21 protein-coding genes are annotated in these 23268 nt (G+C 69.2%); 11 read left to right on the top strand and 10 right to left on the bottom strand.

The features are described from left to right. Positions 1 to 48 precede the first annotated feature (48 nt). Both KRR55_RS15440 and KRR55_RS15435 read right to left on the bottom strand, forming a co-directional pair. Positions 49 to 576 carry a PTS mannitol transporter subunit IIA gene (locus KRR55_RS15440; protein WP_418888844.1) on the bottom strand — a complete coding sequence of 176 codons (528 nt, stop codon included), beginning with the start codon at positions 574 to 576 and terminating at the stop codon, positions 49 to 51. Positions 577 to 638: 62 nt separating this feature from the next. Continuing rightward, a complete protein-coding gene (locus KRR55_RS15435) occupies positions 639 to 1361 on the bottom strand; it encodes a TetR/AcrR family transcriptional regulator (protein WP_217390015.1) in 723 nt (240 codons plus the stop codon). Positions 1362 to 1497: 136 nt separating this feature from the next. Here KRR55_RS15435 and KRR55_RS15430 point away from each other — a divergent pair, with 136 nt between their 5' ends. Beyond that, positions 1498 to 3183, top strand: coding sequence for a putative PEP-binding protein (locus tag KRR55_RS15430; protein ID WP_217390014.1), 1686 nt, complete (start codon positions 1498 to 1500; stop codon positions 3181 to 3183). Positions 3184 to 3312: 129 nt separating this feature from the next. Then, positions 3313 to 4014, top strand: a complete 702-nt coding sequence (locus KRR55_RS15425) for a class I SAM-dependent methyltransferase (protein WP_217390013.1) — start codon at positions 3313 to 3315, stop codon at positions 4012 to 4014. 228 nt (positions 4015 to 4242) lie between these two features. On the opposite strand, the gene KRR55_RS15420 is transcribed toward KRR55_RS15425, so the two are convergent. Then, entirely contained in the window at positions 4243 to 6144 is a 1902-nt protein-coding gene (locus KRR55_RS15420; protein ID WP_217390012.1) for an ABC transporter ATP-binding protein, read from the bottom strand. A 104-nt stretch (positions 6145 to 6248) separates the two neighbouring features. Here KRR55_RS15420 and KRR55_RS15415 point away from each other — a divergent pair, with 104 nt between their 5' ends. Beyond that, positions 6249 to 6716, top strand: a complete 468-nt coding sequence (locus tag KRR55_RS15415) for a MarR family winged helix-turn-helix transcriptional regulator (protein ID WP_217390011.1) — start codon at positions 6249 to 6251, stop codon at positions 6714 to 6716. 64 nt (positions 6717 to 6780) lie between these two features. Here the strand turns inward: KRR55_RS15415 and KRR55_RS15410 are convergent, their stop codons facing one another. Genes KRR55_RS15410 through KRR55_RS15400 form a run of 3 tightly spaced genes read right to left on the bottom strand, consistent with a single transcriptional unit; the run spans position 6781 to position 11101 of the window. Then, positions 6781 to 8754, bottom strand: a complete 1974-nt coding sequence (locus KRR55_RS15410; RefSeq protein ID WP_217390010.1) for an SIP domain-containing protein — start codon at positions 8752 to 8754, stop codon at positions 6781 to 6783. Positions 8755 to 8762: 8 nt separating this feature from the next. Further along, a complete protein-coding gene (locus tag KRR55_RS15405) occupies positions 8763 to 9992 on the bottom strand; it encodes a FecCD family ABC transporter permease (protein ID WP_336245138.1) in 1230 nt (409 codons plus the stop codon). Beyond that, complete coding sequence (locus KRR55_RS15400) at positions 9989 to 11101, bottom strand: FecCD family ABC transporter permease (protein WP_418888843.1); 1113 nt, start codon at positions 11099 to 11101, stop codon at positions 9989 to 9991. The genes KRR55_RS15405 and KRR55_RS15400 overlap by 4 nt, the downstream gene beginning before the upstream one ends. A 56-nt stretch (positions 11102 to 11157) precedes the next feature. Between KRR55_RS15400 and KRR55_RS15395 the strand changes: the two genes are divergently transcribed. Continuing rightward, positions 11158 to 11952: an MBL fold metallo-hydrolase gene (locus KRR55_RS15395; protein WP_217390009.1), complete on the top strand. Its 795-nt coding sequence runs from the start codon at positions 11158 to 11160 to the stop codon at positions 11950 to 11952. A 54-nt stretch (positions 11953 to 12006) separates the two neighbouring features. Here KRR55_RS15395 and KRR55_RS15390 read toward each other — a convergent pair whose 3' ends face one another. After that, positions 12007 to 13053 (bottom strand): ABC transporter substrate-binding protein, encoded by a 1047-nt coding sequence (locus KRR55_RS15390; protein ID WP_217390008.1) that lies wholly within the window; start codon positions 13051 to 13053, stop codon positions 12007 to 12009. Positions 13054 to 13293: 240 nt separating this feature from the next. Between KRR55_RS15390 and KRR55_RS15385 the strand changes: the two genes are divergently transcribed. The 6 genes from KRR55_RS15385 (at position 13294) to KRR55_RS15360 (ending at position 19975) form a co-directional block, all read left to right on the top strand. Next, positions 13294 to 14094 carry an SDR family NAD(P)-dependent oxidoreductase gene (locus KRR55_RS15385; RefSeq protein ID WP_217390007.1) on the top strand — a complete coding sequence of 267 codons (801 nt, stop codon included), beginning with the start codon at positions 13294 to 13296 and terminating at the stop codon, positions 14092 to 14094. Positions 14095 to 14460: 366 nt separating this feature from the next. Next, complete coding sequence (locus tag KRR55_RS15380) at positions 14461 to 15405, top strand: siderophore ABC transporter substrate-binding protein (RefSeq protein WP_217390006.1); 945 nt, start codon at positions 14461 to 14463, stop codon at positions 15403 to 15405. Between the two features lie 29 nt (positions 15406 to 15434). Then, a complete protein-coding gene (locus KRR55_RS15375) occupies positions 15435 to 16475 on the top strand; it encodes an ABC transporter permease (protein ID WP_254456286.1) in 1041 nt (346 codons plus the stop codon). Continuing rightward, the gene (locus KRR55_RS15370; RefSeq protein WP_217390005.1) at positions 16468 to 17517 is read left to right on the top strand and encodes an iron chelate uptake ABC transporter family permease subunit; all 1050 of its coding nucleotides are present in this window, start codon (positions 16468 to 16470) and stop codon (positions 17515 to 17517) included. Before KRR55_RS15375 ends, KRR55_RS15370 begins: the two co-directional genes overlap by 8 nt. Beyond that, positions 17514 to 18272 carry an iron ABC transporter ATP-binding protein gene (locus KRR55_RS15365; protein ID WP_217390004.1) on the top strand — a complete coding sequence of 253 codons (759 nt, stop codon included), beginning with the start codon at positions 17514 to 17516 and terminating at the stop codon, positions 18270 to 18272. Before KRR55_RS15370 ends, KRR55_RS15365 begins: the two co-directional genes overlap by 4 nt. A 236-nt stretch (positions 18273 to 18508) precedes the next feature. Continuing rightward, the gene (locus KRR55_RS15360) at positions 18509 to 19975 is read left to right on the top strand and encodes an amino acid permease (protein ID WP_217390003.1); all 1467 of its coding nucleotides are present in this window, start codon (positions 18509 to 18511) and stop codon (positions 19973 to 19975) included. A gap of 99 nt (positions 19976 to 20074) precedes the next feature. Here the strand turns inward: KRR55_RS15360 and KRR55_RS15355 are convergent, their stop codons facing one another. From KRR55_RS15355 to KRR55_RS15345, 3 genes are all read right to left on the bottom strand, one after another. Beyond that, complete coding sequence (locus KRR55_RS15355; RefSeq protein WP_217390002.1) at positions 20075 to 21403, bottom strand: permease; 1329 nt, start codon at positions 21401 to 21403, stop codon at positions 20075 to 20077. Further along, on the bottom strand, positions 21403 to 22197 hold the full coding sequence (locus KRR55_RS15350) for an ABC transporter ATP-binding protein (RefSeq protein ID WP_217390001.1): 795 nt from the start codon (positions 22195 to 22197) through the stop codon (positions 21403 to 21405). Before KRR55_RS15350 ends, KRR55_RS15355 begins: the two co-directional genes overlap by 1 nt. 114 nt (positions 22198 to 22311) lie before the next feature. Continuing rightward, positions 22312 to 22899 carry a hypothetical protein gene (locus KRR55_RS15345; protein WP_217390000.1) on the bottom strand — a complete coding sequence of 196 codons (588 nt, stop codon included), beginning with the start codon at positions 22897 to 22899 and terminating at the stop codon, positions 22312 to 22314. Between the two features lie 112 nt (positions 22900 to 23011). Between KRR55_RS15345 and KRR55_RS15340 the strand changes: the two genes are divergently transcribed. Beyond that, on the top strand, positions 23012 to 23268 hold a 257-nt coding region (locus KRR55_RS15340; RefSeq protein ID WP_217389999.1), incomplete at its 3' end, for a thioredoxin family protein.

Here is a 23268-nt window from a genome sequence, read left to right as displayed (position 1 = left end):
TGGTGACGGACCACCGGCCCCCTGCCGCCGACCCGATCGCGCAACCCATTAGGATTCGTTGACCTTGCCAAAAATGTGGAGGATCTCCTCGCGGGTGACGGCGTTTTCCAGCCGCGAGACCAGTTCCCGGTCGGCAAAGACCCTGGCAACCGAGGACAGGATGGCGAGGTGATCGTTATTCACCCCGGCGATACCCACCACGAACCTGACCTCCTGGCCGTTCCAGTCGATGCCTTCCGGATAGCGGATGATCGACACCGCCGTGCTGGTGATGAGCCCTTTGGCTTCGTTGGTGCCGTGCGGGATGGCCAGAAAGTTGCCCATGTAGGTTGACACCGTGGCCTCACGGGCATGCATCGAAGCCACATACTGCTCCTTCACGGACCCGCGACCAAGCAACAGGTCCCCGGCCTCGTCGATGGCACCGTCGCGCGAGTGCGCGGTGCCGGTGAGCACGATGCTGTCGAGGACCAGGACCTGCGTGCGTGCCGTGCCAGCAGATTCCTGCGCGGCTTTCGCGGCTGTGGGAGGAACCGGCGGGTCGACATGCGCGGCGGATTCAGAGTGAGTGGCCATGGTTTTTCCTAATCAGTTGTCCTGCAGCGCCGCAGGAAAAGAATATTGGCACGCCTGGATGCCTACGAGGTCTTGGAGATGCGATGCAGCCATTCCAGGAACATCTTCATCTCGGTGCTGGAGAGCTGCTGCGGGTTCGAGGATTCGAGGGCGGCATTCAGGGCGATGGCAGCCACCACGACGGAGGAGGTCTCCACGGGCGTTGCGGAGTCGGCAATGCCCGCATCCGATGACACCGCGGTGATGACGGCATCGCGGGTCATGTCGGAGAGCTCGAAGTTCCGCTCGGCCGCGGGCTCGGCGATGAGCATCAGGGTGACCCCGATGTTCGCCGCCAGGATGCTGCGCACCGCATCGGGCGGCGCCACGTTCAGGTGCCCTGCCTCCGCGGCCCGATCCAGCTTTTCGCGCAGCAAGGCCTCGGCCTCGGCGACCCGGTTGGAGCGGCTCCCGGGCCGAACATTGCCGAACATCACCAGGTACAGGTGGGGCTGCTCGATGCCGAAGCGCACATGCTGGTCCCACATGCGACGCACGTCGTCGAGCGGCTTTTCGGTGTTGGCACGGCCGATTTCCCGGGCAAAATATTGTTCGAAGCCCACGGCTACGACCGCGTCGAACAATCCTTCCTTGTCCCCGAAGTGGTGGTAGAGGGTCGGCGCCGTCACCCCGGCCAACTCGGTGATTTTCCGGGTCGAAACGGCGGCCCCGTCAGAATTCGCCAGAAGCTCGACGGCGGCCTGCAGCAGCCTCTCTCTCGGCGGAAGCTGGAAGTCAAGACTCATGACTGCTACCGTATCACCTATAGCATTGCTATATGAAGGGGATCACACCTATGCCCATGCTCGAGTCCTGGAGTGATCGACGGCTGCCGCGCGCATCGGACAACCCCAGAGCAACCCACCGGATCGAGGAACCCAAGTGCTGAACTTCGCAGGAGTGGGCGTCACGCCCGGACGCGTCATCGGAACCATCCGCCACATGCCCCCGGCGCTCACCGAACCTCCCGCGGGGGATCCGCTCGATGGGCTGATGTCGGCCGACCAGGCCATCGCCGCACTCAAGGATGCGGCGGTGCGAGTGCAGGTGGAATTGCGCACCCGCGCGGCCGGAGCCAGTCCCGAGGCCAAGGCCGTTCTTGAGGCCACCGCCCTGATGGCCACCGACTCCATGCTGCTCAAGGGCGCCAACCAGATGATCAACGGCGGGCTCTCCGCCGAACGCAGCATCTGGCAATCGGGCGACACCGTCGCCCAGATGCTCATCACCCTGGGTGGGTACATGGCCGAACGCGCCACCGACGTCCTCGACGTGCGAGCCCGCATCGTGGCCGAACTGCGCGGGGTCCCCGCGCCCGGCATCCCCGATTCCGAGACCCCGTTCATCCTCATCGCCGAGGACCTGGCCCCGGCCGACACCGCCACCCTTGACCCGGCAAAGGTCATTGCGCTGCTGACCACCGGCGGCGGACCGCAATCGCACACCGCCATCATCGCCCGGGACCTGGGACTGACCGCTGTGGTCGCAGCTCCCGGACTCGAGTCGCTGGAAACCGGCACCGAGGTCTTCGTCGACGGCGCCGCAGGAACGATTTCCACCGAGCCGGGCGAGACCGAGCGCGAGGCCGTCGCCGCCTGGCTGAAAAACGCCGCACTGCTGACGGTCTTCGATGGAAACGGCGTGATGGCGGATGGCCACCCGGTCCCGCTGCTGGCGAATGTCGGCGGCGGCAAGGACGCCGTGAAGGCCGCGGCGGCCGGCGCCCAGGGCGTGGGCCTGTTGCGCACCGAATTCTGCTTCCTGGGCCGCGACGCCGAGCCGACCGTCGAGGAACAAGTCGCCGAATACAAGGCTGTCTTCGATGCCTTCGAGGGCAAGAAGGTCGTGGTGCGCACACTGGATGCCGGCGCCGACAAGCCGCTGCCGTTCCTCACCGACGCCTCCGAGCCGAACCCCGCACTGGGAGTGCGCGGCTACCGCACCGACACCACTTCCCCCGGCGTGCTGGCCCGCCAGCTCTCGGCGGTCGCCACCGCGGCAAACGGTTCCGGAGCCGAGGTGTGGGTCATGGCCCCGATGATTTCCACGCCTTCCGAGGCGGCCGACTTCGCCGCCATGTGCGCCGACGCGGGGCTGGCAACCCCCGGGGTGATGGTCGAGGTCCCCTCGGCAGCACTCAGCGCCGCCCCCATCCTCTCCACCGTCTCGTTTGCCTCCCTGGGAACCAACGACCTGACGCAGTACACCATGGCCGCCGACCGCCAGCTCGGCCCGCTGGCCGCGTTGAACAACCCGTGGCAGCCGGCGGTGCTGCGCCTGATCGACCTGACCGTCGCCGGTTCCCGGGCCGAGGGCAACAACAAGCCCGTCGGCGTCTGCGGGGAGGCCGCGGCCGACCCCGCGCTGGCAGTGGTGCTGGTCGGGCTGGGCGTCTCGACGCTGTCGATGTCCGCCAGGTCGCTTGCCTCCGTGGCAGCGGTGCTCAAGACCGTCACCCTGGAGCGAGCCGGCGAATTGGCACAGCTGGCCCTGGCCGCGCCGAGCGCCGAAGCGGCTCGTGCCACCGTCCGCGAGCACCTGCCGACGCTCAGCGACCTGGGCCTGTAGCCGCCACCCCGCGGCACCGTGGCACCCTGCCCGCCAGCCACGGTCCAGGGCCTGCCCGGGATGGCGTGCCGGTGCTGTTAGCCTCGGGTAAAAGCGTGTCCCCGTTCCGAGACCCGGAGGAAATGCCAAATGCCGCAGGACACCAATTACGACACCTTTGCCGAGGCGTACTCGGCCGAAAACGAAACCAGCCTGCTCAACGGGTTCTACGAACGGCCGGCGATGCTGGAACTCGCCGGTGACGTGAGCAATCACCGGATCCTTGACGCCGGCTGCGGCTCCGGGCCGCTCGCGGCGGCGCTGCATGACCGCGGTGCCCAGGTGACCGGATTCGACTCCAGCGAGGCGATGATCCGGCTGGCCCGCGAACGGCTGGGTGCCGGGGCGGACCTGCTCACCGCCGACCTGGCCCGGCCCCTTCCCTTCGCCGATGATTCGTTCGACGACGTCGTCGCCTCGTTGGTGTTCCACTACCTGGAGGACTGGGTGGGCCCGCTGGAGGAGATCCGGCGCGTCCTGCGGCCGGAAGGCAGGCTCATCATGTCCGTCAACCATCCGATTCTCTACCCCTGGACGCACCCCGGCACGGACTACTTCGTGCCGGCGAGGTATTCGGACGAGCACACGTTCAACGGCCAATCGGCCACGCTCACGTATTGGCACCGGCCGCTGCACGCCATGACGGATGCGTTTGCCGCGGCGGGGTTCCGGATCGAAACAGTCAGCGAACCGCCGTACTCGACCGACGCGCCGCCGGAAATCATCCCGCCGCAGTTCACGGGCCGGACGTCCTTCCTGAGCTTCGTCTTCTTCGTGCTGCGCGCGCAGTGACGGCGGCGCTCCCTTGCGTCGGCAGGTAGGCACCTGGCCCTCCCCTTGAGTGCCGGCCTACCGAACGCCCCCGTTTGACCTGATACGCCAGAAATCCCGCGCATCACCGGAACGCCGCACCCTTGCGCGGCCCGCCGCCAAGGCACCCGAGTGCCAAGGGCGGCGGTCACCGCCGGATGGGCACCATGGCGTGAATTTCGGCTTCGGCCGCTCCCGGGCGCTGCCTGCTCAGCGGACGAGTTCGGTCGTTTTCTCCTCGCCCGCCGCCACGAGCCTGGCGAAGGGACCGCCGGCGTCGCGCAGCTCGGCGGGCGTGCCGCGTTCAACGATCCGTCCCGCCTCGAGGACCGCCAGCCGGTCCGCGCTTTCGACGGTGCTCAACCGGTGGGCGATCATCAGCGTGGTGCGCCCCACCGCCAACCGGTCCAGGGCTTCCTGCACCAGCGCCTCGGTCGTGTTGTCCAGCGCGCTGGTGGCCTCATCGAGCACCAAGACCCTCGGGTTGCGCAGGATGGTCCGGGCGATGGCCAGGCGCTGTTGCTCGCCGCCGGAGAAACGGTGCCCGCGCGCCCCCACCAGGGTGTCAATCCCCTCGGGCAGCGACGCCACCAGGTCGGCGATCTGCGCGGAGGCCAGCGCCCTCCACAGCGTGGCGTCGTCGGCCGCGGGGTCGGCCAGCAGCAGATTCTCGCGGATCGAGGCGTGGATGAGGTAGGTCTCCTGGGAGACCATGCCCACGATCCGGGCCAGCGTCGCGGGCGCCAGGTCCCGGATGTCGATCCCGTCGATGGTGATCCGCCCGCCGCTGGGGTCGTGGAGCCGCGGGAGCAACGAGCCGAGCGTTGACTTGCCCGATCCGGTGGGCCCGACAATCGCGGTGGTGGTCCCGGGAGCCAGCTCCAGGTCGATGCCGCGAAGCACCGGCGCGCCGTCGCGGTAGGAGAAGGACACGGACTCGAAGCGCACGCGTCCCCGGACGCTGTCGGGGTCCAGTTCCCGCGGGTTCGCCGGGGCCTTGATTTCCGGGTCCAGGTCCAGGTACTCGAAGATCCGGCTGAACAGCGCCATGGCGGTGACCCACTGGACCCCGACGTTCAGCAGTCCCATGACGGGGCGGAAGATCGCACCCTGCAGCGCGGTGAAGGCGACCAGCGTGCCGATGGTCATCGAACCGGAGGTGGCCGGAAACCCCGCCGCGAGGTAGATGACCGCGGGGATCGCGGCGAAGACGATGCCCATGGTGGCCATGCGCCAGCGCCCGGCCAGCTGGCTGCGCATCTCCAGGCCGATGAGCCGGTGCGAGGAGCCGGAGAACCGCTCGACGTCGCGGCCGGTGGTGCCCAGCGTCTTGGCCAGCCGGATGCCCGAGACCGAGAGGCCCTCCTCGATCTGCGTGTACATTCCGGCCAGCTCGGCCTGCCGTGCGCTGGTGATGTCCCGGCGCAGCAGCGCCACCTTGCGCGAGAGCCAGATCGCCGGGGGCAGCACCACCAGCGAGATCAGGCTCATCCGCCAGGACAGCGCCGCCATCGCGATCGCCGTGGCCACCGCGGTGGTGAGGTTGGAGGCGATGGAGGTTGCGGTGGACGTGATGACGCCCTGCATCCCGGCGATGTCGTTGGTCAGCCGGGACTGGACCTCCCCGCCGCGGGTGCGGGTGAAGAAGCCCAGCGACTGGGCCTGCAGGTGGGCGAAGAGCCGGGTGCGCAATGCGTGCATGACCTGCTGGCCCATCTTGGTGGCCACCCAGGTCTGCACCACGCCGATGGCCGCGGTGGCGGCGGCGACTGCCACGAGCCCACCTGCCAGCCAGGCCAGCAGCGCGGTGTTTCGGTGCGGCAGCGCATCGTCGATGATGGCGCGGATGAGGAACGGCTGGGCCAGCCCGATGACCGAGGCCGCGGAGATGAGCAGGACGACCAGGGCGATGGCGAGCTTGTGCGGGGCGAAGAGTGCGGCAATCCGGGAGGGCTTCACCGGGTGGAGCTTGACCTGCTTGAGGTCCGCGGGGTTCAGGCGGGCGACGGGGCCGCCCGGACCGCCGCCGCGGCCGGACTCGCCGGAGCCGTGCTGCTTGTTGGTGGAGGGGCCCGTTCGGGCCGCGCCGGAAGAGGATCTCGATTCCGACATGTGCACCACCTTTCGTGGTGGTTGAGGGTGCGGGGTTGGCACCGCGTCATCGATGAGGTTACCTCACTATGTGGTTGCCAGTCAACTTGTTGTAGTCTGGGGACATGCCCATCAGCAGCAATCTCGTGCCTCCCGGGGACCTGTCCGAGCTCTTCCACCGCGCCTCCCGCTCGCTACGCCAGACGTGGTCGGCGCGGCTGGCCCCGTTCGAGCTGACCCCGCACCAGTCCCGCGCCATGAGGTCCCTGGCGCAGCACGGCAACTCCGCTGACCCGGCGGCCAGGGCCGGCATGCGGCTGAAGGACATCGCCGAGCACCTGCGCATCGCCCCGCGTTCCGCCACGGAGGTCATCGACCAGCTCGAGGCCAAGAAGCTGGTCCTGCGGCAATCCGACCCCGTCGACAGGCGTGCCACGCTGGTGTGCCTGACCGAGGAAGGACTGGAGCTCAGCGAGCGTGTGCGCGCGGCACGGCGCAGCCACACCCAGGAATATTTCGGGCGCCTCAACGCCCAGGAACGCGCGGAGCTTGCGCGCATCCTGGAAAAGCTCTCCGGCTCCCCCGAACGCTAGGGGACCCGGGCCCCGGGCCGCACGGCGGACGGGAACCGGGGTCCGGCGCGCGGAACCGCGGCGGCTAGTTTTCGGACTTGCCGCGGCGCCAGTAGCCCATGAAGGCGACCTGCTTGCGGTCCATGCCGGCATCGCGCACCAGGTAGCGGCGCATCTCCTTGATCACCCCGGCCTCCCCGGCCAGCCAGGCGTAAAACGGCTGGGTGGACACCGTCGCGGTCTCCCAGAGGATCTGCTCGTCGATGTCGACGTCCTCGGGCTCCGCCCCGGTCATCACGGCACCGGCGGCGGGGATCGCCACGATGTCGCGCACCGCGGCGGCCAGCAGCTCGCCGTGCCGGTGGGATCCACGCGGAAGCCACTGCACCGAGACGCCCGAGCGCGTCGAGGAGCCCTGGATGTCCCCGGTGTCCGGGACCTCGATCAGCGCATGTCCGGTGACCCCGGCCGGCAGGGACTCCAGGATGGAGCAGATCGCCGGGGCGGCTGTCTCGTCGCCGGCCAGCAGGACGCGCTTGGCCGCCCCCCGGCGGAACTCGATGCCGCCGTAGTTTTCGTCGCACAGCCCCGCATTGGGTCCCAGCAGCAGCATCGCGTCCCCGGCCCGGGCCTGCGCGGCCCACACCGTCGCGGGCCCGCCGACCAGCTTGCCGCCCTCGGTGCGCAGGTGCAGCACGAAGTCGATGTCGATTTCCGCGTGTTCGCCGCGGTTGTCCCGGTGCCCGGCCGGGCGCAGCGCCCGCACGGTGTAGGTGCGCATGTCCCCGCGGGTTTCGGCCGGCAGCGCCAGCCAGCGGCGGTACCAGCCGCCGGCGTCCTCGGCATTGAGCCAGGCGCCCGGGCGCAGCGACGCGAACTCTGCGGGCGGCTCCGGCGCCTCGGCACCGGGCGCGGCGGCCGGCGGGATCAACAGCTTGATGCGCAAGTCCAGCGGCACGGCCCCGGCGCCGAAGTGCGCAAGGTCCGCACCGGTGAGGGTGATCCGCCGGTAGTTGTCGCTGAGCGCCTCGGCGGCCAGCACGCGCGTGGAGAACGCCAGCATTTCGCTGATTTCCTCGGCGCGCTGCAGCCCTTCGGCCGGGGCCGTTTCCGCGGCGTCGGCCATCCCGGTCGCCGCGCCGGAGCCTTCCGCCGCGGCGACCGCGGGGACCTGGATGACCGGGGCGGCCGCCACGGGGCCGGCCTCCAGGTCGGCGTCGGGGTTCTGTGTGCGGTAGATGCCCCGGGCCGCCAGCACGGACTCGGCGCGCAGCACCCGGTGCCGGCCGATCGGCAGCACCAGCGGGGTTCCGGCCACCGGATCCGGGATGACCCGGCACGGCATGCCAAAGACGTTCTTGACCATGTCCTCGGTGACCACCGCGGCGGGGTGCCCGGCCGCGACGATCTTGCCGTGCTTCAGGGCCACCAGGTGGTCGGCATAGCGCGCGGCCAGGTTGAGGTCGTGCAGCACGATCACCACGGTGGTGCCGCGGGAGCGGTTGAGCTCGGAGATCACATCGAGCACCTCCAGCTGGTGCGCCACGTCCAGGTAGGTGGTCGGCTCGTCAAGCAGCAGCAGCTCGGTTTCCTGGGCCAGCGCCATGGCGATCCAGACCCGCTGGCGCTGCCCGCCGGAGAGCTCGTCGATGGGCCGTTCGGCCAACTCCGTGGTGCCGGTGAGGTTCATTGCGCGGTCCACCGCCGCTTCGTCCTGGGCGGAGAAGCGCTTGAACCAGCCCTGGTGCGGGTACCGGCCGCGGCCGATGAGCTCGCGGACGGTGATTCCGTCGGGCGCGGTGGGGGTCTGCGGCAGCAGCCCCAGCATCTTGGCAACCTCGCGGGCCGGCCGGGAGTGGATGTCCTCCCCGTCCAGCAGCACCTGTCCCCCGGCGGGCTTGAGCAGCCGGGAAAGCCCGCGCAGCAGCGTGGATTTTCCGCAGCCGTTGGCCCCCACGATGATCGTCACCTCGCCCTTGGGCAGCTGCAGGGAAAGCTCGTCAACGATGCTCACCGAATCGTAGGCGAGTGTGAGGTCCTGTGCTTCGAGAAGTGCCATGCGTGCTCTCAGCTTCCTTCCTTGTTGGCGCGCACCAAGACCCAGATCAGGAATGGTGCTCCCAGTGCGCCGGTGACGACGCCGACTGGCAATTGTATGTCGTGCAGGATGTTGGTGGCGATGAACGTCGCCGCGGTGACCAGCAACGCTCCCACGAGCGCGGCGGAACCCAGGTGGCTGCGGCCGGCGCACAGGCGCAGGGCCAGCGGCCCGGCCAGGAAGGAGACGAAGGCCAGCGGGCCGGTAACGGCGGTGGCCACCGCGGTGAGTCCGACCCCCAGCAGGATCAGCCCCAGCCGGGTGCCGCGCACGCGCAGCCCCAGCCCGGCGGCGGTGTCGTCGCCCAGTTCCAGGATCCGCAGCTTCGCCGCGGCGGGCACCAGCAGCGGCAGCAGGATCGCCAGCGCCGCCCCGAGCATCCCGGCCCGCTCCCAGGTGCTGGCGGACAGCGACCCGGTCAGCCAGCGCAGGGCGTCGGAGGCCATGCGGATGTCGGTGCGGGTGAGCAGGTAGGAGATGATGCCCTGCAGCATGGCGGCGACCGCGATTCCGGCCAGGATCAGCCGCGCCCCGGTGTGCTTGCCGGCATCGGCGATGGCGTAGATCAGCAGCGCCACGGCCAGCGCGCCGGCGCAGGCAATCAGTGAGAGCCCGATCCCCTGGGCGCCGAGGAACAGCATGCCCGCCACGGCCGCGGCGCTGGCGCCGTAGCCGACGCCGATGACGTCGGGGCTGGCCAGCGGGTTGCGCAGCATGCGCTGGAAGATGGCCCCGGAGGCGCCAAACGCGGCCCCGGCCAGGATCCCGACGGCGGCCTGGGGCAGCCGGTCCTCCCAGAGCATGAACGAGACCCCGGGAACGCGCTGGCCGGCCAGGGCCTGCAGCAGGTCGGGCACCGCCATCGGGTGGCGCCCGGCCACCAGGTTCAGGATGACGGCCACGACGATGCCGGCGGCGGCCAGCAGGTTCACCCGGGCCACCGGGCCGAGGCGGCGCCCGGCGCGGTGGCGGCGCACCGCGTTGCCCGGCGTTTTCGGGGTGCCAGGGCCGGACGCGGGGCCGGCACTGCGCGGGCGTCCGGGGCCCGGGACGGCGGTTGCGGCGGAAACGGCGGTCGGCTCGGCCCCGGCGGCGGGCACGAGGACCGTCCGGTCGGCAGCGGCGGAATCTTCGGCGGGTTCGAGGGGGGTCGGGGGGTTTGGGGCAACGCCCCGCCCGGCCAGCGTCGGTCGGCTCACAGCGTGACCTTCCTTCCGCGGCGCAGCAGCCAGAGGAAGAGCGGCGCACCGAGCACCGCCGTCATGACACCGACCTGGATTTCTGCAGGCGGGGCGATGACCCGGCCCACGACGTCGGCGCCCAGCAGCAGCACCGGCCCGGCCAACATGGACAGCGGCAGCAGCCAGCGGTAGTCCCCGCCGGCCAGGACGCGGATCGCATGGGGCACGATCAGCCCGACGAAGCCGATGGGCCCGGCCAGCGCGGTGGCGGCGCCGCACAGCAGCACCACACCCGCCGCGGACACCGCGCGCCCGCGGCCCACGCGGAACCCGAGCCCCACGGCCGAGTCGTCGCCCAGGGCCAGCGCGTTGAACAGCCGGGCGCCGGCCAGTACCGCAACGGCACCCAGGGCCAGGAACGGCGCGACCGCGAGCATCTCGGGCACCTCGCGGGCCCCCAGCGTGCCGACCTGCCAGAACCTGAAGCGGTCCAGCGCCTCCTGTCCGATCATCAAGATGGCGTTGGTCAGCGACCCGAGGCCCGCCGCCATGGCCGCGCCGGCCAGGGCCAGCTTCAGCCCCGTGGCGCCGTCGCGGCCCAGCGAAGCCACCACATAGACCAGCAGCGCGGCACCCGCGGCACCGACGAAGGCGAAAAGGATGTAGCCGTGCAGCGTGGTCACGGCGAAGAAGTGGATGCCGGCCACCACGGCCAGCGCGGCGCCGGCGTTGATCCCGAGGATGCCCGGGTCGGCCAGCGGGTTGCGCGTGATGCCCTGCATCCCGGCCCCGGCCAGCCCCAGCGCGGCCCCGATGAGCAGGCCGGCGATGGTGCGCGGGATGCGCGAGGCGACCACGGCGTGGTCGCCGTTGGACGGGTCAAGGTTGGCCAGGGCGTCAAGGACGGTGGCCGGGGCGATGGGCCGGGCGCCGATGAGCAGGGAGAGGAAGACCATCGCGGCGACCGCCGCCGCGAGGACGAGCCCCAGCAGCGGCGCCGGCATCAGGCCGGGGCGCCGGTCGGCCGCAGCCGAACCTGCATCCCGGGCGGGCGGCGCGGCAGTGGCCGGGGCCGCCGACGGAGGTGGGGCCACGGGACGGCGGGGGAAGGAAGGGCGCGTGCTCATGGATTGACCACCTGGTTTGGGTCCGTCGTTGGCGTCGTGGATCTAGACTGGTGGCCATGACCAAGCAGCAAGCCACCCGCGCCTCCGAGGCGGCCGAGTTTTACCTGGCTCCCAATCCCGGACCCATGTCGCTGGAGGGAACCAATTCGTGGGTCCTGCGCGCGCCCGGTTCCGAGCATTGCGTCATCGTGGACCCGGGGCCCGACGACGCCGGGCACCTGGCGGCGCTGGCCGCAGAATCCGTGGAGCTGATCCTCATCACGCACCGCCACCACGACCACACCGAGGGCATCGACACGCTGCACCGGCTCACCGGGGCCCCGGTGCGCGCCGTCCTGCCGGAACATTGCCGCGGCGGGGAGGTGCTTCGCGACGGGGAGGAAATCCACGCGGCGGGCCTGCGTCTGCGGGTGCTTGGCACTCCGGGACACACCTCCGATTCGCTCTGTTTCCTGCTGCCCGACGACGGGGCCAACGGCTCGATGCTCACCGGGGACACCATCCTGGGCCGCGGCACCACCATCCTCGATGCCCCCGACGGGACGCTGGCCGACTACCTGTCCTCGCTGGACAAGCTGGAGGCCGGCCCCGATGCGATGGTGCTGCCGGCGCACGGCCCAGTGCTCCCCTCGCTGCACGCGGTCGTGCGCGAATACCGGGCGCACCGGCACGAACGGCTGGCCCAGATCCGCGCCGCCTTGGCGCAGATCCGGGCCGTTGCCGCCGGTGGTCCCACCGTTGCCCAGGTCACCGACGCGGTCTACGCGGACGTGGACCCGTTGGTGCGACGGGCCGCCGAGATCTCCGTGGCAGCGCAGTTGCACTACCTTGAGGAGTCCGGAGCTTCCTGACATTGCGTGTGGGTCCCGCCTGATTGGTGCCGGTGCGTGGGTGGTGGGTGCAGGCTACTTGCCGGCGGCTGCCTGGGCGGCTGCTGCGAAGGCCGGAACGACCTTGTCGATGGCGTAGGGCACCGACAGCGGGGAGGCCGCCGAGATGGCGAGGACTTCCATGTCGTTGGCCGCGGCCACCAATCCGCCCTTGGAGACGGCGGGGATCTGGGCGAAGAGCTTGTTCTTGGCGATGGCGGCGGTGCCCGTGCCCTCGGCGGCCCAGGTGAAGAAGATGTCGGCCTCGAGCTCGTTGGCGCGTTCCGCGGCCCACGGCAGGTAGAACTCGCCGTCCTTGGCGTTGGCGTCAACGATTTCGGCCTGGGTCATGCCCAGGGCGGTGAGGAAGCGCGGGCGTGAGTCGCCCGTGGCGTAGAGGCTGATGGTGTTGTCGGACGGCTCCAGGTTTCCTGCGATGAACGTGGTGTCCTTGAAGACCGGATTCGCCTCGGCGGCGGCAGTGATCTTTGCATCGACGCCGGCGATGACGTCCTTGGCCTCGGCATCCATGCCCAGGGCCTGGCCGACCGCGGTGGTCACGTCCTGCCAGCCGGCAGTGTAGTTCGGTGCCACCGGGCCGATGACCGGGGCGATCTTCGAGAGCTTGTCGTACTCGTCCTTCGTCAGGCCCGAGTAGCCGGCGACGATCAGGTCGGGCTGTGCCTCTGCCAGTGCGGTGAAGTTCACGCCGTCCTTCTCCGAGTACTGCACCGGCGCCTTCTCGCTGCCGATCGAGGCGCCGAGCTCGGCGAGCTTTGCGTCCTTCCAATCGGTGGAGCCCTGCTTGTTGTTGCCCCAGGTGTCCTCGGCCATGGCCACCGGGACGACGCCCAGCGCCAGCACGGCGTCGGCGTTGACCCAGGAAACCGTGGCAATCCGCTCGGGCTTCTCGGTGATCTCGGTGGTGCCGTAGATGTGCTTGACGCTGACCGGGAAGGAGGCGGCAGCGGCTTCGGTGCTGCTGGCCGGGGCGCTGTCGGCGGCTCCGCCGCAGGCACTGAGGGTCAGGGCAAGGGCGGTGGTTGCTGCGGCGATGAGGCCTGCGCGTCGAGTGAACTTCATGTGAGTGTGGAATCCTTTGCGATTCAGCGTGGGAAAGCGATGGAAGCGGAGGAATCGGTGCCTGCTTCACGGTGAACGAGATGATCCAATTCACAAGCACCTGCCGAGTAAGGCTAACCTCACTAAAACCAAATACGCAACATGGATCGACCCTAATTGGTCTTCACGTGACGCGACGCTGGATGACAAACCCCCGTAATTTCGCATCCCGACCCCACCCCTGGTGACTAGGCTCACATTATGAACGAAATCCTTCCGCCGGAATCCACGAACCCGCACCGCAGTCGCGGCACGGCCCTGGTCACCGGAGCCACGTCGGGCCTGGGCGCCGAATTTTGCACCCAGCTGGCGGCCCAGGGCCACGATCTTGTCATCGTGGCCCGCGACAAAGAACGCCTCGATGAGGTGGCATCGCGCCTGCACGCCCGCTTCGCAGTCGACGTGGAGGTGCTGCCCGCGGACCTGGTCTCCGACGCAGGGGCCGCACGCGTCGCCCATCGTCTCGCCCGGGACTCGAGGCCGGTTTCAATGCTGGTCAACAACGCGGGATTCGGGCTGCCGGGCAACTTTGCCGACAACGACCTCGGCGGCGAACTCGGCCACTTGCGCATTCACACCCAAGCGCCCCTGGTCCTGATGCATGCGGCAATCAACGCAATGTCCACCCGCGGCGGAGGGCGAATCATCAATGTCGCCTCGGTTGCCGCGTTCACCCCGCGCGGCACCTATTCTGCGGCCAAGGCGCTGATGGTGAACTTCAGCAAGTGGGCCAACCTGTTTTATGCCGACCGCGGGATCTCCGTCACCGCCCTGTGCCCCGGCTTTGTCCGCACCGAATTCCACGACCGAATGGGGGCCGACAAGTCCGGGATTCCGGCGTGGGGCTGGCTGACGGCTCCGGACGTGGTGCGCCAGGGGCTAGGTGACAGCCAGGCGGGGAAATCCCTCTCGATCCCGTCCGCGCGCTACAAGCTTGCTGTAGCCGTGGCGCGCTTTGCACCCGATGCCTGGGTGGAGCGCCTGGCCCGGCGCGGCCGCTGACCCGACTCCCGGCTGCAGCCCGCCGGCGGCCACCGGTTGCCGCTTCCCGAGGCACGGGTGCAGGTCGACACCGGAGCCGCGAATCCACATCGGGCAAGGCGTAAAGCAACGTCACGTCGGCCCCGCGCGGCAATATGACGGAGATTACTTTCAACACCGAAAACCGAGCAGTTTTCGCGTGATGTCGGCTCTCATTAGGCTACCCTTGCCTGCCGGTCGGACGGCTACAACAACTCATGGAGGTTGTCGGGTTTGCTCATAGGTCTGCCTTATCTATAGCGTTTGAACCAAGTTCATTTACGCAACGAGGTGCTTCGCTAATTGCCGAACGCCCCGGGCACGCACCCACCATCGGAGTTAAACATCGTGAAGACCCCTGTTCGCGTCGTCCTTGGCGCATTTGCCGCCGGCGCATCCCTGTTGGCACTCACCGCTTGCGGGGGCTCCACCGAAGCCGGCGCGAATGCCGCCGATGCCAAGACTGTCAGCATCACCCACGCGCAGGGAACCACCGACGTTCCGGTCAACCCCGAAACCGTCTACACCTTCGACCTGGGCGTGCTTGACTCGATGACGGCCCTCGGGCTTGAAGCCGACGGCGTTCCGGAGGCCAAGTACCCCGAGGCGCTGGCCAAGTACAACGACGCCTCCGTCACGAAGATCGGTTCCATGAAGGAACCCGACTTCGAGGCGATCTCCAACGGCAACCCGGACCTGATCATCATCACCGGCCGCACCGCCCCGGCCTATGAGGAACTGTCGAAGATCGCCCCCACCGTCGACTTGACCGTGGATGCCACCAAGCCGCTGGAGTCCTTCAAGGAGCAGGCCGGCAAGCTGGGTACGATCTTCGACCTCGACTCCAAGGTAGATGAGAAGCTCGCGGCACTCGACACCAAGATCACCGCCGCCAAGGCCAAGAGTGCCAACGCCGGCAAGGGCCTGATCATCATGACCTCCGGCGGAGAGCTGACCGCCTACGGCGCGGGCTCGCGCTTCGGCCTGATCCACGATGTGCTGGGCGTGGCCACCGTCGCCGACATCAAGTCCGAGGGATCACACGGCGAATCGATCTCCTTCGAGTTCCTCAAGACCAACAACCCCGACACGCTCTACGTCGTGGACCGCGACTCTGCCATGGGCACCTCCGGCGAGGCCGCCACGGCCGTCTTGGACAACGAGCTGGTCAAGTCCACCAACGCCGCCAAGAACGACAAGGTCGTCAACCTGGATTCCAACGCCTGGTACATGGTCGGCTACGGCCTGGACAACACCGCACGGATGATCGACGAGATCTCCTCGGCCCTGTAGGCACCGCCTCAACCGATACCTCCAACACCATGAGCGCACCAGTACTCAACCGGCCGGCCGCCGCGGAGCAAGATCCCGCGGTGGCCGTTCGGCGTCCCGGAAAACCCGCGGAGACCACCTGGCTCCTGCTTGGCACCGTCGCTGTGCTCTTGCTTGCGGCAGTGAGCCTGTTCGTCGGGGTTTCCGACGTCACCCTGCCGCAGCTGCTGGCAGGCGATGCCGAGGCCTGGGACCTGCTGTGGATCTCCAGGGTCCCGCGCACCCTGGCGGTGGTGCTTGCCGGAACCGCGGTGGCCGTGGCAGGGCTGATCATGCAGCTGATGGTGCGCAACCGCTTCGTCGAGCCCTCCACCGTGGGCACCGTGGAGTCGGCAACGCTGGGCATCCTGGTGGTCACCGTCGCGCTTCCCGCGGCGCCGATCATGCTGAAGATGGGCGTGGCCGGTGTGTTCGCGCTCGGCGGCACCGCGCTCTTCCTCGCGGTGCTGGGCAGGCTGCCGGCCCGCAACACGCTGCTGGTGCCCATCGTGGGCATCATGCTCGGCGGGGTCATCGGCTCGGTGACCACCTTCTTCGCCTATCGCTACGACCTGCTCCAGACATTGAGCAACTGGATGATCGGCGACTTCTCCGGCGTCCTGCGCGGGCGCTACGAGCTGCTGTGGATCGTCGCCGCGCTCACGCTGGCCGGCTACCTGGCCGCCGACAGGTTCACCGTCGCGGGCCTGGGCGCCGACTTCACCACCAACCTGGGGATGAACCACAAGGCCATCATGCGCCTGGGACTGGTGCTCGTCTCACTGATCTCCGCCGTGGTCGTCACCACCGTGGGCGCCGTGCCGTTCCTGGGGCTGATCGTGCCGAATATCGTCTCGCTGCTCTTCGGCGACAACCTGCGCCGCGCCGTGCCCTGGACCGCTCTCTTCGGGGCCGGCTTCGTGCTTCTCTGCGACATCATCGGCCGCACCATCCGCTTCCCCTACGAGGTCCCCGTGGGCATGGTGATGAGCGTGCTTGGCGCCACCATCTTCCTGGCCCTGTTGCTGCGAACCAGGAAACGCAATGCCTAAGACCCTCTCCCCCTCATCCGCTTCCGCCCCCCGGAGCCCGGGTCCGGCCGGGGCGCGCACCGGCTTCTCGCTGCGCTCGCTGTCCCCGAAGACCATTTCGCCGCGCACGCTGATCATTGTCATGGCGCTGGCCACCGTGGCCTGCATCGCGGTCTTCATGACCCTGGAGCTGCGCGGCAACCTCTCCTACGCACTGACCCGCCGCGGCATCCGCGTCGGGGCCATGCTGGTGGTCGCCGTCGCGGTGGGCCTGTCCACGCTGATGTTCCAGACCGTGACGGCCAACCGCATCCTGACCCCCTCCATCATGGGGTTCGACGCGTTGTACATCCTGATCCAGACCGCGCTGGTGTTCGTGCTGGGATCCTCCACGCTGCTCACCGCCGATCCGGCGCTGAAGTTCGCCATCGAGGTGGTTCTGATGGTCGTGTTCTCCGCGCTGCTCTACCGCTGGCTGTTCACCGGAGGCACCGGCTCGCTGCACCTGATGCTGCTGGTGGGCATCGTCATCGGCACGCTCTTCCGCGGCTTCTCCTCGCTGCTGCAGCGCTTGATGGAACCGAGCGAATACATCGTGCTGCAGGATCTGTTCTTCGCCTCCTTCAACCAGGTCGACCCGGTGCTGCTGCTTATCTCCGCGGTCATCGTGGCACTGGTGGCCGGCGTGGTGTGGAAGCTGCGCAAGACCTTCGACGTGTTGGCCCTGGGGCGCGACACGGCCGTGAACCTGGGCGTGGACCACCGGCGTATCGTCACCCTGGTGCTGGTGCTCTGCTCGATCCTGGTGGCGATCTCCACCGCCCTGGTGGGGCCGGTGACCTTCTTCGGGCTGCTGGTGGTCTCGCTGGCCTACCAAATGGTGCGCAAGTTCTCGCACGCCGCCCTGATTCCCATCGTCTGCCTGCTCGGGGCCATCACGCTGATCGGCGGCCAGCTGGTCCTCGAGCGCGTCTTCGGCTTCGCGACCGCGCTGAGCGTGATCATCGAGTTCGCCGGCGGACTGCTGTTCCTCTACCTGCTGCTGAAGGGCTCCCTGAAGTGATTTGCATTGATTCGGTGACCAAGTCCTACTCCGGGACCACCGTGGTGGATGCCGTGAGCACCACCATCCCCGCCGGCGGGGTCACCTCCATCATCGGCCCCAACGGCGCGGGCAAGTCCACGCTGCTCTCGCTGATTTCGCGGCTGGTCCCGATGGATTCAGGTGCCGTGTCGATCGCCGGCCTGGACATCGGGCGCACCCCCAGCAAGCAGCTGGCCAAGTCGATGGCGATCCTGCGGCAGGAAAACCACATCACCATGCGCCTGCGCGTGCGCGACCTGGTGGGCTTCGGCCGCTTCCCCCACTCCGGCGGACACCCCACCGCGCAGGACGAGAAGCACATCCTTGCCGCCATGGAGCAGCTGGACCTGACGCAGCTGGCCGACCGCTTCCTGGACGAGCTCTCCGGCGGGCAGCGCCAGCGCGCCTACATCGCCATGGTGCTGGCCCAGGACACCGACTACCTGCTGCTCGACGAGCCGCTGAACAACCTGGACATGAAGCACTCGGTGGAGATGATGCGCATGATCCGCCGGCTGGCCGACGAGTTGGGCAAGACGGTGGTCATCGTCATCCACGACATCAACTTCGCCTCCTGCTACTCCGACACCATCCTGGCCATGCGCGAGGGCGTGCTGGTGCACCAGGGGACCCCGGCGGAGATCATGACCGGGGACGTGCTGCGCGACGTGTACGACATCGACATCCGCATCGAGGAGATCGACGGCAACCGGATCGGCGTGTACTTCGCCTGAGCCGCCGCACCCCGGTGCCCCGGCGATCCACGTCCGCACCCCGATGCAAAACAATTCATCGTGGTGAGTGTTTCAGCGCCCGGGCTCCGCTGTCCGCGGGGTAAGTTTAGCCACAGACGGCGATTCCCGAGACTTCGACGATTCGCTATTTGACCTGCACTTTAACGATCATTTCGAGGGTCATTCGGGACGGCCGGAACGCTCGGCAGCTCGCCGAATAATGCAAAGATTTATGCATGACCACGCAAAACATTGCATCGGGCACCGCGAGGCCCACACTGCGCCAGCAACTGGGCGCCCGCAAGCCCATCGAGTCGTTCATCGCCGAGGCCGGCAACGGCAGCGGGGACGGTCCCAAGCTGCGCCGCACGCTCGGGCTGCTGCACCTGACCATGATCAGCGTCGGCGCCACCCTGGGCACCGGCATCTTCGTGGTGCTCTCCTCCTCCGTGCCGATGGCCGGGCCCGCCGTCTGGATCTCCTTCGCCATCGCCGGGCTCGCCGCGCTCTTCGCCGCGCTGTCCTACGCGGAAATGGCCGGCGCCGTGCCCGTCTCCGGGTCCAGCTACACCTACACGTACGCGACCATGGGCGAGGGACTGGCCTGGATCTGCGGGTGGTGCCTGGTGCTCGAGTACGCGGTCTCCGTTGCGGCGATCGCGGTGGGAGCCGGCGAATACCTCAACGAGATGGCCCGCTCGCTGGGTCTTGACCTGCCCGCCGCGCTGACCAATCCCCCGGGCACCGACGGCGGGGTGTTCAACATCCCCGCCCTGCTGATCGTCCTGTTTGCCACGGTGCTGCTGGTGCGCGGCACCCGCGAATCCGCCGTGGTCAACACCGTGCTGGTGTTCATCAAGATCGCCGTGCTTCTCTTCTTCATCGTCATCGCCTTCAGCGCGTTCACCTCCGGGAACTTCGACCCGCTGCTGCCCATGGGCACAGCCGGGGTCTCCGCGGCGGCCGCCCGCCTGTTCTTCTCCTACATCGGCTTCGATGCGGCCTCCACCGCCGGCGAGGAGGCGAAGAACCCGCAGCGCGACCTCCCGCGGGCCATCGTGCTGTCGATGGTCATCATCACCGCGCTGTACATCCTGGTGGCGGTCTCCGCGATCGGTGCCCGCCAGTGGACCTGGTTCGAGGGCAAGTCCGCCGCGCTGGTCCAGCTGCTCGAGGAGGTCACCGGGCAGGGCTGGGTGGCGCTGCTCTTTGCCGCCGGAGCGGTCCTGGCCATCGTCTCCATCGTGATCACCGTGCTCTACGGGCAGACCCGCATCCTGGTGGCGATGAGCCGCGACGGCATGGTGCCGGCGGTCTTCGGCCGCATCTCCCCGCGCAACGGGGCACCGGTGGCCGGCACCTGGATCACCGGCGGAGCCGTGGCCCTGGTCGCGGGCCTGGTGCCGCTGGGCCAGCTGGCCGACGCGACGTCCATCGGCACGCTCTTCGCGTTCTCGCTGGTGTCCCTGGCGGTGATCATCCTGCGCCGCACCCAGCCGGAGCTGCCGCGCACCTTCAAGGTGCCGCTCTACCCGCTGACCCCGATCCTGGCGATCCTGTTCTGCGGGTACCTGATGGCCAACCTCGGGGTGACCACCTGGGTGGTCTTCGGGGTGTGGATGGTCGTCGGCGCGGCAATCTACCTGGGCTACGGGCGCCGGCACTCGAAGCTCGCCGCAGGCTGGGACGGCTTCCGGAAGTAGACGCCGCGCACACGCCGCTGCCCGGGCACCGATTCACGCTGCCCGGGCACCGATTCACGGTGCCCGGGCAGCGGCGTTTCTAGTGGGTTCCTGCCGCCCCTAGCCGGAGTTTCCCGGCCTCGGCACGCCGCCGGGGGCCGTCAGGGCCACGGCACCGCGCACCGCCAGCACCCCGGCCAGCAGCGTCAGCAGGATGATGCCCACCGAGATCGGGGCGACGATGACGGCCATGCCCGCCAGCGGGAAGACCAGCACGCCGCTGACGATGACCGCTCCGGCCCCCACCCCGATGACCGGGGCCATCACGGAGCCGACGCGTGCCTTTTCCATGGTGGCCCGTTCCAGGCCCAGCCGGTGGAGTCCGGAGTACAGGTCGGCCCGATCCAGGGTGGCAGCGGCCTGGGTGATGGCCGTGGAGCAGGCCACCGAGATGAACGAGGCGACCAAGGTGATCAGCACGCCGGTCATCACGTCGGCGGCCAGCAACGCGTCCGGGCTGCCGGGGTCGGACCCGGCACCCGCCGTATTCATCAGCGCCGCGCCGCTGCCGCCGACGACCGCGACGAAGCTGGTCATCGCGACGCCGGAGACCTGCCGCCAGGCCTGCGCCGGGTTTTCCAGGATCATCCGGGCGGCCAGCAGGTCGGCCGGGGCTTCGGCCTTCCTGAGCTTGGCGTTGCCGATGACCTTCACGGCCCACGGGCCCACCAGGTTCAGCGCGCCCAGGCCCAGCGCGAAGCCGCCGAGCAACACGGCAAGGATGACGGCCAGGGACGGGAAGGCCGAGAGCATCGAAAAGGCCAGGGACACCAGCGCGATCAGGGCCGCGACGACCACCGCGCGGATCCAGCGCGGCTTCGGGGTGGTGGTGCGGTTGCGCACGCCCAGCGGGGAGACGATGACCTTGCGCAGGCCCACCGCCGCCGAGATCGCGGCGATGAGCGCCACGGCCGCCACCACCAGGGCGACGATCCCCGGGGCCAGCCACATCGCGGACCCGATGGCCGAGCCCTGGAAATGCACCGTACCGACCGCCGGAGCGGCGGCGGCGTAGAGCAGCACCCCGCCCAGGGCCCCGGCCAGGGCGGTGGCGCTGGATTCGAGGATGGTGATGCCCACGACCAGCGACGGGGTGCCTCCGAGCAGGCGGACGGTGGACAGCCGGGTGTCCTGGCTGCGGGCCGAGAGCCGGGCGGCGGCCGCGCCGAGCACAGCCAACGGAACCAGCAGCAGCACCACCGCGAGCCCGGCCAGCATCAGGTACATGCCGGTCAACTCGTTGTCCACGCGGGTGAAGGACAGCGCGCCGGCGGTGACGGTGAGCACCAGCGCGGAGACCAGGGCGTAGGCCCCCATGGTCAGCAGCAGCGGGGCGCGGCGCCCGCGGCCGGGCCGGCCCAGCATCCAGGCCAGGGACAGCGCGCTCATCACTTGGCCGTTCCCGGGATCGCGGTTCGCGGGCTTCCGGCGGCGGGGGCCGGATCGTGCCCGGCAAGTATGCGTCCGTCGCGCAGCCGGATGGTCCGGTCGCAGCGTGCGGCAACCTCGGCATCGTGGGTCACCATGACCAGGGTGTTCCCGCGTCCGACGGTGGAATCCATCAGGATCGCCAGGACCTCGGCCCCGGTGCCCGAATCCAGTGCGCCGGTCGGTTCGTCGGCAAAGGTCACCTGCGCGCCGGTGACCTGGGCGCGGGCAATGGCCACGCGCTGGGCCTGCCCGCCGGACAGCTGGCCGATGCGGCGTTCCTCCAGGCCGCCAAGTCCCAGCGCTGCCAGCCATTCGGCGGCCCGGGGCATCGCGGCGGCGCGCGGGGTCCCGTTGACCATCAGTGCCAGCGCCACGTTTTCCACGGCGGTGAGCTCCGGGATCAACAGCCCGGACTGGAAGACGAAGCCGAAGGACCCGCGGCGCAGCGCGGAGCGTTCGGTTTCCCCCAGCGAGGTGACCTCCCGCGCCGCGCCGTTGGCCGGGGTGAAGAGCACCGAGCCGGAGTCCGGGCGTTCGATGCCGGCCAGCGTGTGCAGCAGCGTGGACTTGCCGGAGCCCGAGGGACCCATGATGGCCACCGACTCTCCGGCGCGGATGTCCAGGTCCACGCCGTCGAGCGCCAGGGTCGATCCATAGGCGCGGCGCAGGGCCCGGGCGGAGAGCACGGGCGCCGGCGAGGGGTGGACCGCCAGGTCGGCGGCGGGGTGGGGTGCGGGATTTGCGTCGATCATGCCACCAGTTTTTCAAGGCCGCGACCGCGGGGCATCGGAGCAGGTGATGAGTTGTCGGGCGCGCCTCTCCTACCCAGGGCGGAGACCGCATGTGGAGACCGGGGGCGGGCGGGGCTAGAGCGGCGGCTGCCCCGGGCCGGCCGGATCGGGGCGGCCGCGGCGCAAGGGAATGGCGCATGCGGCGGCCAACGCCGCCATGCAGGCAGCGTAGACCAGGTTGTTCACGGCGAAATCCACGCGTTCGCGCGGGGTGGGCGGGGACGGCAAAAAGAACTTCGGACCGATAACCGCCAAGAGCGGAATGTGCCCGGCAACGACGGTGCCCGCCGCGATCCGTGCCCAGAGCGGACCGCGGCCGGCCAACACCATGCCGCCGGCCATGCCCAGCAAGGGGGTTGCGATGGCGTTGGATCCCTCCCCCGTTTCAATGAGCTTGCGCATGATCCCGGGCAGCGGCAGGGTGCAGGCCGTGAAAACCAGCGGGCTGGCCGAATACAAGTCGAGGTTTCGCCCCGGGTTCGCCGCCCGCAGCTCGGCGCTGTGTGCCAGCAACGCGCCGGTGGCCGCCCCGGGAAGCATGATCCCCAGCATGGTGTTCCGGACGTTGATCCGCGAGCCGTCGGCGACGAGGTGCTTCATGTAGATGCGCATCGTTGCCGACCATGCCAGTCCGGCGGCTGCTCCCGTGATGGTGCTTCTCATCGTCCCTCGCCCCGTTCAATTGGTGTTGGGTCAGATGATCCTCCCGGGATCCCTGCGGCGCAACGGGTGGCCCGCGGGAATCGAATGGGTCCGGCATCGGTTGTACCCGGTAATGGAACTCGTGCTCTACACCTCCGCCTTCTGCGCACCCTGCGTGCGTGCCCGTTCCGTCCTCGGGAACGCCGAAAAGCTGCTGCCGCAGGCGCGCTTCCGGGAAGTGGACGTGCCCTCGAACCTCGAGGAGTCCGAGTCCGCCGGCATCCTCTCGACCCCCACGCTGGTGGTGCTCCGCGAGGGCACCGAGGTGTTCCGGGCCTCCGGGGTGCCCAGCGTGCAGCAGGTGCTGGCCGCCGCCGCGCTGGCCCTGGA

The sequence above is a fragment of the Paeniglutamicibacter quisquiliarum genome, from assembly GCF_019084045.1.
Taxonomy (GTDB): domain Bacteria; phylum Actinomycetota; class Actinomycetes; order Actinomycetales; family Micrococcaceae; genus Paeniglutamicibacter; species Paeniglutamicibacter quisquiliarum.
Note: the sequence above shows the minus strand (reverse complement) of the source record. Positions and strands in the feature narration are given on the sequence as shown.